Source organism: Rhizobium sp. NFACC06-2, assembly GCF_900101425.1.
GTDB classification, from domain to species: domain Bacteria; phylum Pseudomonadota; class Alphaproteobacteria; order Rhizobiales; family Rhizobiaceae; genus Agrobacterium; species Agrobacterium leguminum.
Genome location: NZ_FMVA01000001.1, coordinates 810147 through 821797, shown reverse-complemented (window position 1 = coordinate 821797; position 11651 = coordinate 810147). Strand labels below are relative to the sequence as shown.

Below are 11651 nucleotides of genomic sequence, written 5' to 3'. Positions count from 1 at the left end.
ATGATCCATGCGAAACGCATGGATCATATGTTGCGTTTTGCCGACCTGGTGGTTATCGCGGGGCGGCTGCACCCGTTCCCATTCCGAACACGGCCGTGAAACGCCCCAGCGCCAATGGTACTTCGTCTCAAGACGCGGGAGAGTAGGTCGCTGCCAGGTCTGCAAAACGCAACTCAAAATCTTCTCAATCACTAAAGGGCAAAAAAGCCCAAATCAAAAGGCCGCAAATGCGGCCTTTATGCTATAATAAAACCATTCAACGCGGGGTGGAGCAGCCCGGTAGCTCGTCAGGCTCATAACCTGAAGGCCGCAGGTTCAAATCCTGCCCCCGCAACCACCGACATTTGTAAATTCTCCCACTCGGGAAACCTCCGCAAAAGCTCCTCAGAGTAAGCCTCGAGGAGTTTTTTCTTTTTGTGCTCGGTGTCGATCTCGCCCGAAGCGATGCGGGACATCAGGTCGTTCTGGGCGGCCGCCACGAACTGCTGCTGCATGATGTCGATCACGTCCATCGACGCCATGATGTTAGCGATGTCGCCATGCACCTGCAGGCTTGCCGGCTGGTGGCCTAGTGTCTTCCCGATCACCACCGTCTGGATCAGATCGCGCACGATCGGCATCAGCCGGCGCTTGGCCTGTTCGTCGGCATTGGTGCGGGCGAGGAAGAGAAGCTTGCGGATGGCAATCTTGGTATTCTCTGGATTGAACTGCGCCTTCAACTTGGCAATCTTCTCCTGAAAATCCTCCACGGGCTCGTCACTCGCGGCAAGTTCGATGAGCAGCTTCTCACGCGTGACCTCCAGCTCATCGAGTTGATCGTCGAGGATGGCGAGGCGCGGGCGGTTCTCGGCTTGACGATCCTGGATCTGCTGCATCAGGCTGGTCTGCTTCGACTTGATAACAGCCAACTCGTCGGTCAACTGCTTCTTGCGGGAGGGGGCGCTCTTCAGTTTGCTGACCTCATGGGCGACCATCTTCTGCGAAATCCGGTCGAAAATATCGAGCGAATAGAAGGCCGTGGGAATGCAGTTGAGGACGCGTTCCTCAAGTTCGTGGCGGGTGATGGTCTTGCTGTTGCCGCAGCAGGCGCCGTCGAGTTCATCGATCGGGAGGCGCTTCTTGCGGTTCGTGCAGCTATAGCGATCCTTGCCTGAAATCGCGTAGGGGCCGCCGCATTCGGCGCATTCCAGCATCCGGCTCAACAAATATTCCGGCCGATGTGTTGCGTTCAGGCGGTTGGTCCTGGCGTTTTGATAGAGGTCGCCGATCTCGGCGTCGCGAGCACGAACGCGCTCCCAGAGATCGTCGCTGACGATACGCATTGTCGGTACGTCTGCCCAGACCCATTGATCGGCATCGTTCATCCGGGCAGTGCGCCGCTCCGTGTCAGGGTTTTTACGGTACTGCCGCTTATTCCAGACAATGCGGCCAATGTAGCTCGGATTGTTGAGGATGCCGGTTCCGACTGTTTTGGAGCCGCGGATGGCAGTATCGCGCCAGGCGGCGCCCCGTGGTCCGATGATACCTTCATTGTTCAGGATATGGGCGATGTCGCGCGGAGAGATACCATCGGCATACATTTTGAAGATTCGTCTCACGATCTCCGCCTTGACCGGATCGATATCCCGCTGACCCTTAATGCGGTCGCCATTGGCGTCACGCTGCTGGGACAGTTTGTATCCATAGGCGAGGCACGTTGATGCCTTGCCTTTCTTGACCGCCGTCTTCATTCCTTCGCGCGTCCGGTAGCGGATCTGGTCGACCAGTTCGTCGCTCAGCGTCGCCCGGAAATGCAGTTCCAGCTTCGTGATCGCCTGACTGGCATGAACAGTCCAGATCTCGGTGTTCTGGTAGTTCAGGTCTTTGAGGATCCTGGCGCTGTGCTCGACATCGCGCGACAGGCGATCGACGGTGACGCACAGCACGACGTCGATGCGTTCACGCTTCACATGCGCCAAAAGTCGCTGAATACCGGGGCGCAACATAAAGCTCATGCCGCTGACAGCGGAATCTGAATAGGTTGCAACGAGGTTCCAGCCCTTCTGTTTGACGAAGGCTTCGCATAGCTCAATCTGCGTCTCGATCGAGACCTCATTCTGGCGGTCGGTAGAGTAGCGGGCATAAAACAGAACATTCTTGGCCATTTGCGGAATTCCATATTCATCAATGTCTTCGTGAACACTGGCCGGCATCGCCGGCCAGATCCTTTGTAGCGTGCTCAGCTCTGCTGCCTGCGGCGCCCTGCCAATCCTCCAGCACGTTCAGTGGCGGCATCCTGGCGATCCTTCACGCGGTCCCAGAGGTCATCGCTGACGATGCGCAGTGCCGATACGTAATCGTAGTCATCGCCGCCCGGTTGTTTACACGCGCCGATGTAAGCCGGATTGTTGAGGATCCCGGTTCCGCTGGCGCGGTTGCCGCGGATCGCAGCGTCGCGCCAGATACTGCCGCGGGGACCGGCCACGCCTTCCACATTAAGAAGAGCAGCGATCTTTGACGGTGCCTTCCCCTCGGCATACATACCGAAAATACGCCTGATGACATCGGCGGCGACCGGATCGACGACCTTGAAACCGAAGATGCGCTGGCCGTCCGCATTGCAGGCGCCGGCATAACGATAGCCGAATGGAAGGGGCGCGAAGTGTTTCTCCTCGCGCAGGTCATCGGGCACCTGGGCAACGTGGCTGCCGATGGCAAACATCTTGCTCCGGTCATCGATATAGTAATCGGACAGGTTCCGGGCGGTGATACGCTCACAGGGATCGGCGACCCAGAGTTCGATGCCCTTGCGAGCGAGTTCGCTCAACAGTCGGCTGGCGATATCAAATCGCGAGCACAACCGGTCCAGCGTGTGGCAGAGGACGATATCGACCGTCTCGCGCTCGATATGGGCGAAAAGCTTGCGCACGCCGGGCTGCGCCATGAAGACGACTTCGCCGATGTCCTCGTCAGCATAGGACTTTACGAAGGTCCAGCCTTTCTCCTTGATGAAGCGGTGCCCGTAGTAGAGCCTCGTTTCGAGGCAGGCATGGTCATGGTATCCGGTAGAATGGCGTGCGTAGAACAGAACGTTCTTGGTCATGGAGTGATCTCCGTTCGAATGGGCGAGGTCGGGGGACATGGTAACCGGCGGCGGGGAGATTGAGAGCCCCCGCAGCGATGCCAGATCATCATGGTCTGGCGGTTGGCAGGTACTGGCGGCAATAATTGCCGCGATAAGGAGCCGCTCCTGAGCGCTGGTCAGTAACCCATCGTGGCGCGGTAAGCTGCGGCGGCATCGGTGTTGCCGCCAATCCAGCCATGCTGCTGAAGCTTGAGAAGGCTGTCGACGACGCCATCGCGCGCGCCGCACCACGTCCAGCCGGAGTCGTCGGGGCGGATAATGAAGACCTCGGTGGCTGTCACCTTGATCCGCATTGCGCCTGTCTCCGCTTTGACGGCTTCGCGAAACAGGCGATCCAGTTCCTTGACCTGGCGTTTTTGCTCGGTCGTCAGGTGTGCCGGCTGGACGCGGGACGGGGTCTTCGACGGGATATGGGTCGCGGGGATACGGTGGGTGAGGACGAACAAACGGTGCACCTGCTTGCGCCGCCAGGGTGCCCGGTCGATATCGACCATAAGGCCGTTATTGGTCACATCGCAAAACAGCTCGCCACTGATCGCGACGCGGTGGTTTCTCATAAACACGACGCAAGGGTGGCTTTACTGGATGCCCGTGCGGGCTTTGAGGTATGCCGCAAGGGTCGGACGACCTTTGATGTCGTGCCACTCGCCTGCATAGCCCAGCAATCGCAAGGTGCTCTCGATCTCGTCGTCGTGCGTCTTCGTGATCGCGGGAGCGCGACGACGGTCTACCCAGCCAGCGCCATGACGGACGAGCCGCACGGCATCCCGGACGCGGGACATCGGCTCACCCGTGATGGAGGCCATGGCCACTGTGCCGGAATGCAGCCGGCATTTGGTGTCGTTGTCGACATCGTGGAGGTGATGGGTTTTAACCGCAACGATGGCAGACGGATGCTGGATGATATTCGACATGGAATCTCCTTATAGTCGTGGATCGTCGTCGCTTGCGACGGCGAACCACGCGGAGAACTTCCACGCGCATGCGGCCGGTGCAGATTCCGAGACCGGAATCGTCCTTGCACTCGATGTCCCGGGACGGCTGGATCGTGGCGCCGTCGACATGGGTTTTGTGAACCATGGGCGCCTCCTTTCCGTTGCGGGCTGGCCTGTTGAACACTTGTCGGCGCCAATAGCGCACAAAGCCCGGCACTTCTCAAGTGTCCTTATCTGTATGGCTTTCGATGCCAGTTTGCCGAAAATTGCAGGAATTCCCGAAATGGCACGGCCGGAATCGTTGATCGGCGGGCAAACGCTACCAGCTACCAAGGCGCCGGTAAGTCATTGTTAAGTATATATTTATTTGAACTGTAGCTGACGCGCAACACAGTTGTCCCCGTGACCTCTCCATCGATTATGGATATGGTGTCGGCCCCCACGTCCCCCGTGAATATGCTCGAAACATTCGATTCACGACAAACGGCGTTTAACCGAGTAATGGGGGGAGGTGTCTTAAAGACTGCAAACGCCGTTGGGCGTTCCCATGGCAGCGTTGGGATGACCGGCGCTGGAACCGCGGTTGGCAGGACAAACGAAACCGGTCAGCCGCCGCCCTCGTCGGCACCGTCAGGGAAAAGCAGATGAGGCTTGCGGCGGAAGGGCCAGTCGCCGTCCGCGTACTTCTCGACGAGATCATCGACGACGGTGCGGGATGCGCGTTCATCGAAACCCTGCCGAACAAGCATCTCGATGACGAGAGACCGAAAGGCTTCCAGCGCATCGTGGCTCCCCTTCGCCACCATGCTCGAAATCGACATGAACAGTGCCGTGCGGGCCACATCGTCTCTTCCGGGGCGCTTGGCCTTTCTGTCGGCATCGCGCAGCTTCTGCTGTCGCTCGCGCTGTTTGTTGTTACGGATCTCTTCGGACTTCGCTGGCATGCACTCTTCCCCGTCAGGTCTCTGGCTACCGATGCCAGACCGTTGTCACCGCGGCAACGCCGTTTGCATGGAATCGGAAATCCCGGTTTATGAATCATTTTTTTGGGGTTCTGAATCAAATGATCGCAATTTGAGATCAATTGCGGGCACGTTGAGACGGGTCGAGATAAGTTGGCGAGGGACAAACGGCGGCCGTGAATCAAATGACCAGCGTTTGGAATCAAAAATATCGGACCTTGAATCAAATGAGCGCAATTTGTCTCGACGTGCGGGCACGTTGAAACGACCTGTGGGCAAACTGATGGAAATCGCCGACTGCTTCGCGCCGCGCTTGCGCCTGCAGGGCCATCTCCATCCCGGACTATGAGGCCGCGACGAACCAAAAACTTCCCGTTCGGTCCATCTGCGAGGCCGCGTGTCATATGTCCCAGCCGTTCGCGCGGAATGTGCCATCTCTGGACGCAAATCGAGCGTAGCCCTTAGACGGCGAGACGCTGGCTTCGTGTTTACTTCGTCGCGTGTTTCCGTGACGGCCAAACTACTTCGTGAAGGCCTTAAATGTGGGAGGTCGGGTGTCCGGCTCCGGATTCCGGATTTTGCGGTGAAATAATATCGATCAAACATGAAGTTAAAATTTTTTAGAAATATCGTATAAATTGATATTAACTGATTAATAAGTCGTTTATATTCAACTATAGACGCTGTAAACGGCAGGTAAACAGAGATTATAATCGAACATATACTAAGATGATATTTTGCTTGAATTTGCATTACGTCCATATTGGCGCGATCATATAGTCATCCGATGCGTTGTTCATCGGATACATTATAAACGCGTCACACGGAGACTTCCATGCGCACAAAGACCACCAGGACGACCACGACTGCCGCCTATTCCTACGAAGATAACGGTATCGGGCACTCGATGCGCGAACAGCTCGAAACGAGCGCGGCCCATATCTTCGACCTCGGGCGCCGCACCACGGAGCAGACTTTTGAGCTCGGTGACCATCTGGCCCAAGCTGCAGACCTGCTGGCCGATGGCCGGTTCGACAATTGGGTGAAGATGCGCTGCGGCCTCGCACCGCGCAGCGGTCGCAATTATATGGCGGTGTTCCGCAATATCAAGACTTTGTCGGCCTCCCCTGTGGAGGCCGAAGTCGTTTTTACCCCTAGCACAACGCAAGCACAAAACCGGCCCCCCGTTTGACACTGCCCGTATGCCGTGATTCCATCCGGTTGAAACAACGGGAAAGAGCGCGCAGGCAGGCATGGCGAGTCATGAAATCCTCGGTGGCAAGGTCAATATCTACCGGCGCGGGGGCCTCACATGGCATTGTTCCGCGTCTCTCAAAGGCCAGCAGTATCGCACCAGTACCAAGGAAACCGGGCTTGAGCAGGCGAAAGCTTTTGCGGAAGACTGGTATCTGGGTTTGCGGGGCAAGCTGGCGGCGGGTCTGATCAAAAACAGAGACGACCTTTGCCGAGGCTGCTAAGAAGTTCGAGCAGGAATACGCCATTATCACCGAAGGTGAGCGCAGCCCCAAGTGGGTTGAAGGGCACAGCATCCGCCTGCGGCTTCACCTGATTCCGTTCTTCGGCAAGATGGCTCTTTCCGAGATCAACGCCGGAACCGTTCAGGACTACCGGGTGCATCGCATCGGCACGTCCACGACTGGCAAGCCTCCGGCGCGCAGCACGCTTCACGACTAGGTCGGGACACTCCGGCAGGTCCTGAAGAAAACCGCCATTCGCCACAAGTGGCTCAGCCACCTCCCAGACCTGTCGCCGCCCTACAAGACGCAAGGGAAGATCATGCACCGGCCGTGGTTTAGTCCGGCCGAGTACAAGCAGCTCTATGAGGCCACTCGCCAGAATGCCAAGGAGCCGAAGAACCCGTACTTCCGGTGGGAGGCCGAGCAGTTGCACGACTTCGTGCTCTTCATGGGGAACACGGGCCTGCGGCCGGACGAGGCCAAGCAGCTCCAGCACCGGGACGTAACTATTGCCGAGGACCCAGAGTCGCGTCAGCGCATCCTTGAAATTGAGGTGCGTGGCAAGTGCGGCATCGGTTGGTGCAAATCTATGCCGGGTGCGGTCAAACCCTACGAGCGCCTGCGCGAGAGGCTTAAGCCGATACGCGTAAAAGGCGAGGGCAAAGACGTTGAGGCCGTGGCGAAGCTGCCGGCGCCTACCGATCTGCTGTTCCCCGGCAATTACCTCAAGATGTTCAACAACCTCTTGGACGATCAGAACCTCAAGCTGGATCGCGATGGCAAACCTCGGACAGCCTACAGTCTTCGTCCTACCTATATTTGTATTCGGTTGATGGAAGGTGCTGATGTTTATGCGATTGCCAAAAATTGCTGCACCAGTGTCGAAATGATCGAGAAGTTCCACGCGGCGCACATCAAGACGACCTTGGACGCATCGGTTATCAATTCCCGCAAGGTCAAGCGGCCCCATCGGGCACGGAAGGTGCCAAGGGCGGCGGAACCGCCGCCCTTCCACGACAACCGAGGCCCCACGGCCCGGTAAAGGCACCCGAACGGGTGTCGCCACAAATCGCTTGCCGATTTGTCAGCCCACTTGGCGGGCGAACATAAGGGATTACTCCCTTTCCCGGCTATTCTGGCAATGCGTTAGAATGGCTGGGGTATATTAATAGATAACAATAGTTGTTAATTTTGGATTTCCTTCCTATAATGAAGGAAGGAGGCACATACCATGGCTAGTTTTGCACTTAACGAACATTACGAGACTTTCATTCGAAAGCAGCTTGAATCCGGGCGCTACAACAACGCGAGCGAGGTTGTTCGCGCTGGTCTTCGTTTGCTTGAAGATCAGGAAGCGGCCCGCGAGCGTTGGCTCAATCATGACATACCGGCTCGGTATGCCGAATTGAAAGCCGACCCTTCCAAGGGCGTGCCGCTTGACGATGCTTTTGCGCGCATTGAAGCCGAACACAAAGCTAATATGGCAAAAGCTCGCTAACGCATGAAACGCTACACCGTCATTCTTCATAAGCAGGCGGAAGCTGAGTTGCTAAAGCTCTATGGCGACCTTGCCAGTTATGAGAGGGCAGGGCCGGAGGTGGCGTGGAACTACGTGAACGGTATTCGCGCGTATCTGAACGAGCTTTCGACCTTCCCCAAGCGTGGAACTGTTCGTGAAGGGCGCATACCGGGACTACGCATCATCGGTTATCGAAGAAGTGTCAGTATCGCGTTTGCGGTTGAAGACAATTACGTGATGGTTCTGGGCGTTTTCTATGGCGGTCAGGAAATCCGCGACGACGTTTTGGTAGGGCGGTTGTAGGGCAGCATCCCTTGCCGAATAGGATTAATTCCCCAGTCGCCGCATAGCAGGACGCGCTTTCAGGGCCTACCTCTTTTTCCACGCACTTCGAGTTCGCTTGTTGGCATTGAATATGTTCTATTTCCCTAATGATACAGATCACAGACAAAGCTTACAGAGAGCATGAGATCTTTGAAAACCTCGCCCAATATGGCGAGTTCTACGATTCGCTCTCTATGAGTGTGTTTCAGCAAGTGACGACCGGAACGACGGCATTCGCCAACATAGATACCTATGTCTTCTCGTCGATCCAAGGCACTGTGGGATCGATGGCATATCTTTTAGGGAAAGGGCGGATTAACGACGCCTTTGCCCTACTAAGGAAATATCACGATGCTGCGACGATCAATGTCTATGTGAATCTGTGGCTTAAACATCATTGTACCCCCCCAAGTGCCGTTTGTTCCGTTCGTGAACGACTGGCTTCATGGGAGTTCGACGAAGGCGCTCCCTCGCGTAGAGGAAATGACCAAGTATATTGAAAAATCCGGAGAGTTGGGCACGCTTTTTAAACTCATCAATTCTGACGAGCGTTATAAGCAGCTTCGAAAGAGATGTAATGGCCAGATGCATTACAATTTCTTCCATACCACTTTACTGAATGACGGAGCTGTTTACGTCAAAGACAGATTGGTTTGGCTCAACACGTTCAGCGAGGATCTGCGCCGTATCGTCATTTATCACCTTGTCCTTATTTTCGGACTAAAAGATTCCTACCTAATGTCCAGTGACTCTATGGATTACATGGAATGTGGTGAGCGCCCACCTGACGACTGCCAATATTGGGTGAACCCGGTCGTGCAAAAGATGCTGGACAGGTCGCGCATTCCATAGAGCTTCAGCGTGCTCATCAATTCGAGAACCTGTGTGCGTTCCATCAGCTTGCCCTCCTGAGGCTGTCATAGCGTGCGCAGTCGGCGACCGGCTCATGGGTCAGCCGCAACGCATCCGGGGTTTCCAGGGTTGTGGCCGGGGCAGGATCACGGCTCCGGGCCAGAATATTGATGATCACCGAGGCCGAGCAGACGCCGTGATCCAAAGCCTCCTGACAGGCAGCATCGACGGCCGCCAGACCGTCGGTGGGAACACAGCCAAGGATGGTGACCATTTGCCGATCACCGTCATGGGCGCTCTTCAGCCGCCGTCGCACTTTCTCCATCGCGGCGGGCAAGACCCATTCCCGGAACGGCGAGCCGTTGCGCAAAGCACCGGGTTTACGAGCCAGGACAGGGACGTAGTGCCAGGGGTCGTAGACCGTCTCGCCACGGCCAAAGCAACGAGGATGCTCACCGACGTTCACGCCGTCCTGCCTGATGACGATCTTCTCGGCATAGGCATGAACCTCGACAGGGCGGCCGACTGCCGTCGAGAGGACGGAGTATTTGTTGTTGTCGAAGCGGACCGTGCAGGTCTTCGGCGCCGAGGCCGGGACGCAGTGGAATCCATCGAACGGCCCGACGTAATGCACGAGGCTGCCGCACGCGCATATAGGCCCGGACGAACATCATCCGGCTGTGGCAGAGCCGGACATGCGCGACCTTCACGGTCGTCGTCACGCCGTTGATCAGAATGATCTCATGGCTCCAGTCGAACTGGTAAGCCTCACCTGGCGCGTAATAGAGGGGCACATAGGCTTCCGCTGTCACGGCTCCCCGGTTCTTCGCCCAGGCCCTGGCATATCGCCAGATCGCGTCATAACTGCCATCGTAGCCGAGTGCCCGAACCTCCTCGTAAATCCGGATCAGCGTTAGCCGTTCACGAGACGGCTTGCCCTCATTGGCAACCAGAAACCGCTCGATCTCAGACTTCCAGGCTCCGATCCTTGGCAGCGGTTGCCGCTCGCGTTCATAGGCAAAATCGGTCTCGTCGGAACGCAGAATCTTGCGAACCGTGTTGCGCGACACGTGGAGTTCCCGAACGATCTTCTTCACCGACCAGCCCTGCACATGATATAGGCCGCGCGGGCGACCGGTAGATGAGTGCAAGGATACAGCCATCACCCCTTATTTTCCGCGCCGTCTTCCCGCACTACCTCCTCGTGGGGCTGTGCCTTTAATCCAGCCACTTCGGTCTCCAGCCGATCCAACCGTTTTTCCAGCGCGAGGAAATAGTCTCCCTGCGGATCGTCGATACCCAGGACGGCATCTTCCCACGATCGCCATTTTTCTCGAAAACGCTTCAACATTTCAAATCTCCATGACCATCAATTTTACAAATCGGCGCTTGCAGGCCCCAAAGTATGAGCGAGCATCACGCCATTCGCTCCGAAAGGCGGATCACCTCTGCCGGTTGCCTCAAACCTGTGGCGACGACTGAAACTCTCAGCCGCCCTTCAAGCGCGTCATTGAATGTCGCGCCGACGACGATATTGGCGTCGTCATCGACTTCCTCGCGAACACGTGTTGCCGCTTCGTCGACATCAAAAAGGGTCATGTCCGGTCCGCCGGAGATCGAGACGAGAAGGCCTTTTGCTCCCCTGACGGACGCTTCATCGAACAGCGGATTGGCAATCGCTGCCTCGGCGGCATGTCGGGCGCGGGCGTCTCCCGTTGCCTCGCCCGTGCCCATGACAGCACGGCCCATGTCACGCATGACTGACCTTACATCGGCGAAGTCGAGATTGATCAGTCCTTCCTTGACGATCAGATCGATGACGGAACTGACCCCGGCATGCAGCACATGATCTGCCATTTCGAATGCATCCGCGAAGGTCGTCTTCGCATCGGCAATCCGGAACAGGTTCTGATTGGGGATGACGATCACCGTGTCCGCGCATTCGCTGAGACGCTCGATCCCCTGCCGCGCCGTTCGCATTCGCTGCGTACCTTCGAATGTAAAGGGCATGGTGACGACACCGACCGTCAGTATGCCTGCCTTGCGCGCAGCATGGGCGATAATGGGTGCGGCACCTGTTCCCGTTCCGCCCCCCATGCCCGCCGTCACGAAACACATATGGGTTCCGTGGAGGTGATCCATGATCTCGTCAATCGACTCTTCGGCGGCCGCCTGTCCAATATCGGCCAATGATCCGGCGCCAAGTCCCTCCGTGACGGTCGGGCCAAGCTGGATAAGCCGTGGCGCTTTTGACATGGACAAAGCCTGTGCATCGGTGTTCGCAACGATAAACTCCGCGCCATCGAGATCGTGCATGATCATGTTGTTGACAGCATTGCCGCCGCCACCGCCGACGCCGATGACGGCAATCCTTGGTTTGAGGAGCGTTATGCCGGGCGGTGAAACGATAGTCGTTGGTTGCATAGTGGGAGCGTCCTGGTGGAGACTTTGTTCAAA

The 11651-nt window shown here is 56.9% G+C and carries 15 protein-coding genes, 1 tRNA gene, 1 rRNA gene and 2 pseudogenes; 10 read left to right on the top strand and 9 right to left on the bottom strand.

The features are described 5' to 3' along the window. Nucleotides 1–44 precede the first annotated feature (44 nt). From rrf to F3H58_RS27480, 4 genes are all read left to right on the top strand, one after another. Nucleotides 45–159, top strand: a 5S ribosomal RNA gene (rrf, locus tag F3H58_RS04310). A 101-nt stretch (nt 160–260) separates the two neighbouring features. Then, nucleotides 261–337: transfer RNA gene (locus F3H58_RS04305), tRNA-Met, on the top strand. 79 nt (nt 338–416) lie between these two features. Next, the gene (locus tag F3H58_RS27485) at nt 417–572 is read left to right on the top strand and encodes a hypothetical protein (RefSeq protein ID WP_286169041.1); all 156 of its coding nucleotides are present in this window, start codon (nt 417–419) and stop codon (nt 570–572) included. A gap of 240 nt (nt 573–812) precedes the next feature. Next, a complete protein-coding gene (locus F3H58_RS27480; protein ID WP_286169040.1) occupies nt 813–1154 on the top strand; it encodes a hypothetical protein in 342 nt (113 codons plus the stop codon). Nucleotides 1155–1337: 183 nt separating this feature from the next. Here the strand turns inward: F3H58_RS27480 and F3H58_RS27475 are convergent. The 4 genes and pseudogenes from F3H58_RS27475 to F3H58_RS27465 form a co-directional block, all read right to left on the bottom strand. After that, a pseudogene (locus F3H58_RS27475) lies at nt 1338–2144 on the bottom strand (recombinase family protein); the annotation flags it as partial. A gap of 74 nt (nt 2145–2218) precedes the next feature. Further along, nucleotides 2219–3082 (bottom strand): recombinase family protein, encoded by an 864-nt coding sequence (locus F3H58_RS04295; RefSeq protein ID WP_286169039.1) that lies wholly within the window; start codon nt 3080–3082, stop codon nt 2219–2221. Nucleotides 3083–3240: 158 nt separating this feature from the next. Beyond that, nucleotides 3241–3681 (bottom strand): hypothetical protein, encoded by a 441-nt coding sequence (locus F3H58_RS27470; RefSeq protein ID WP_286169038.1) that lies wholly within the window; start codon nt 3679–3681, stop codon nt 3241–3243. A gap of 21 nt (nt 3682–3702) precedes the next feature. Then, nucleotides 3703–4038 carry a hypothetical protein gene (locus F3H58_RS27465; RefSeq protein ID WP_286169037.1) on the bottom strand — a complete coding sequence of 112 codons (336 nt, stop codon included), beginning with the start codon at nt 4036–4038 and terminating at the stop codon, nt 3703–3705. On the opposite strand from F3H58_RS27465, the gene F3H58_RS04285 reads away from it, so the two are divergent. Further along, complete coding sequence (locus F3H58_RS04285) at nt 4025–4414, top strand: hypothetical protein (RefSeq protein ID WP_149741308.1); 390 nt, start codon at nt 4025–4027, stop codon at nt 4412–4414. The genes F3H58_RS27465 and F3H58_RS04285 overlap by 14 nt on opposite strands. 250 nt (nt 4415–4664) lie before the next feature. Here F3H58_RS04285 and F3H58_RS04280 read toward each other — a convergent pair whose 3' ends face one another. After that, nucleotides 4665–5003 carry a hypothetical protein gene (locus tag F3H58_RS04280; RefSeq protein ID WP_149741307.1) on the bottom strand — a complete coding sequence of 113 codons (339 nt, stop codon included), beginning with the start codon at nt 5001–5003 and terminating at the stop codon, nt 4665–4667. Between the two features lie 853 nt (nt 5004–5856). On the opposite strand from F3H58_RS04280, the gene F3H58_RS04275 reads away from it, so the two are divergent. Next, complete coding sequence (locus F3H58_RS04275; RefSeq protein WP_286169036.1) at nt 5857–6213, top strand: hypothetical protein; 357 nt, start codon at nt 5857–5859, stop codon at nt 6211–6213. Nucleotides 6214–6464: 251 nt separating this feature from the next. Here the strand turns inward: F3H58_RS04275 and F3H58_RS27800 are convergent, their stop codons facing one another. After that, nucleotides 6465–6776, bottom strand: a complete 312-nt coding sequence (locus F3H58_RS27800) for a hypothetical protein (RefSeq protein WP_286169035.1) — start codon at nt 6774–6776, stop codon at nt 6465–6467. Between the two features lie 42 nt (nt 6777–6818). Here F3H58_RS27800 and F3H58_RS27455 point away from each other — a divergent pair, with 42 nt between their 5' ends. From F3H58_RS27455 to F3H58_RS04255, 4 genes are all read left to right on the top strand, one after another. Further along, complete coding sequence (locus F3H58_RS27455; protein ID WP_286169034.1) at nt 6819–7541, top strand: site-specific integrase; 723 nt, start codon at nt 6819–6821, stop codon at nt 7539–7541. A gap of 189 nt (nt 7542–7730) precedes the next feature. Further along, on the top strand, nt 7731–7997 hold the full coding sequence (locus F3H58_RS04265) for a type II toxin-antitoxin system ParD family antitoxin (protein ID WP_149741306.1): 267 nt from the start codon (nt 7731–7733) through the stop codon (nt 7995–7997). A gap of 3 nt (nt 7998–8000) precedes the next feature. Further along, the gene (locus F3H58_RS04260) at nt 8001–8321 is read left to right on the top strand and encodes a type II toxin-antitoxin system RelE/ParE family toxin (RefSeq protein ID WP_149741305.1); all 321 of its coding nucleotides are present in this window, start codon (nt 8001–8003) and stop codon (nt 8319–8321) included. A 504-nt stretch (nt 8322–8825) separates the two neighbouring features. After that, nucleotides 8826–9194 (top strand): hypothetical protein, encoded by a 369-nt coding sequence (locus F3H58_RS04255; protein WP_149741304.1) that lies wholly within the window; start codon nt 8826–8828, stop codon nt 9192–9194. Between the two features lie 43 nt (nt 9195–9237). On the opposite strand, the pseudogene F3H58_RS04250 reads toward F3H58_RS04255, so the two are convergent. From F3H58_RS04250 to ftsZ, 3 genes and pseudogenes are all read right to left on the bottom strand, one after another. Continuing rightward, a pseudogene (locus F3H58_RS04250) lies at nt 9238–10357 on the bottom strand (Mu transposase domain-containing protein). Next, nucleotides 10357–10545 (bottom strand): hypothetical protein, encoded by a 189-nt coding sequence (locus F3H58_RS04245; protein WP_149741303.1) that lies wholly within the window; start codon nt 10543–10545, stop codon nt 10357–10359. Before F3H58_RS04245 ends, F3H58_RS04250 begins: the two are co-directional and overlap by 1 nt. Before the next feature lie 65 nt (nt 10546–10610). Continuing rightward, nucleotides 10611–11618 carry a cell division protein FtsZ gene (gene ftsZ / locus F3H58_RS04240; protein ID WP_149741302.1) on the bottom strand — a complete coding sequence of 336 codons (1008 nt, stop codon included), beginning with the start codon at nt 11616–11618 and terminating at the stop codon, nt 10611–10613. Between the last annotated feature and the right edge of the window lie 33 nt (nt 11619–11651).

What these genes read in the sequence shown, in the direction of transcription:
- F3H58_RS04295 (WP_286169039.1), bottom strand. Translation starts at nt 3,082, where the DNA reads ATGACCAAGAACGTTCTGTTCTACGCACGCCATTCTACCGGATACCAT.
- F3H58_RS27470 (WP_286169038.1), bottom strand. Translation starts at nt 3,681, where the DNA reads ATGAGAAACCACCGCGTCGCGATCAGTGGCGAGCTGTTTTGCGATGTG.
- F3H58_RS04285 (WP_149741308.1), top strand. Translation starts at nt 4,025, where the DNA reads ATGATATTCGACATGGAATCTCCTTATAGTCGTGGATCGTCGTCGCTT.
- F3H58_RS27465 (WP_286169037.1), bottom strand. Translation starts at nt 4,038, where the DNA reads ATGTCGAATATCATCCAGCATCCGTCTGCCATCGTTGCGGTTAAAACC.
- F3H58_RS04280 (WP_149741307.1), bottom strand. Translation starts at nt 5,003, where the DNA reads ATGCCAGCGAAGTCCGAAGAGATCCGTAACAACAAACAGCGCGAGCGA.
- F3H58_RS04275 (WP_286169036.1), top strand. Translation starts at nt 5,857, where the DNA reads ATGCGCACAAAGACCACCAGGACGACCACGACTGCCGCCTATTCCTAC.
- F3H58_RS27455 (WP_286169034.1), top strand. Translation starts at nt 6,819, where the DNA reads ATGCACCGGCCGTGGTTTAGTCCGGCCGAGTACAAGCAGCTCTATGAG.
- F3H58_RS04265 (WP_149741306.1), top strand. Translation starts at nt 7,731, where the DNA reads ATGGCTAGTTTTGCACTTAACGAACATTACGAGACTTTCATTCGAAAG.
- F3H58_RS04260 (WP_149741305.1), top strand. Translation starts at nt 8,001, where the DNA reads ATGAAACGCTACACCGTCATTCTTCATAAGCAGGCGGAAGCTGAGTTG.
- F3H58_RS04255 (WP_149741304.1), top strand. Translation starts at nt 8,826, where the DNA reads ATGACCAAGTATATTGAAAAATCCGGAGAGTTGGGCACGCTTTTTAAA.
- F3H58_RS04245 (WP_149741303.1), bottom strand. Translation starts at nt 10,545, where the DNA reads ATGTTGAAGCGTTTTCGAGAAAAATGGCGATCGTGGGAAGATGCCGTC.
- ftsZ (WP_149741302.1), bottom strand. Translation starts at nt 11,618, where the DNA reads ATGCAACCAACGACTATCGTTTCACCGCCCGGCATAACGCTCCTCAAA.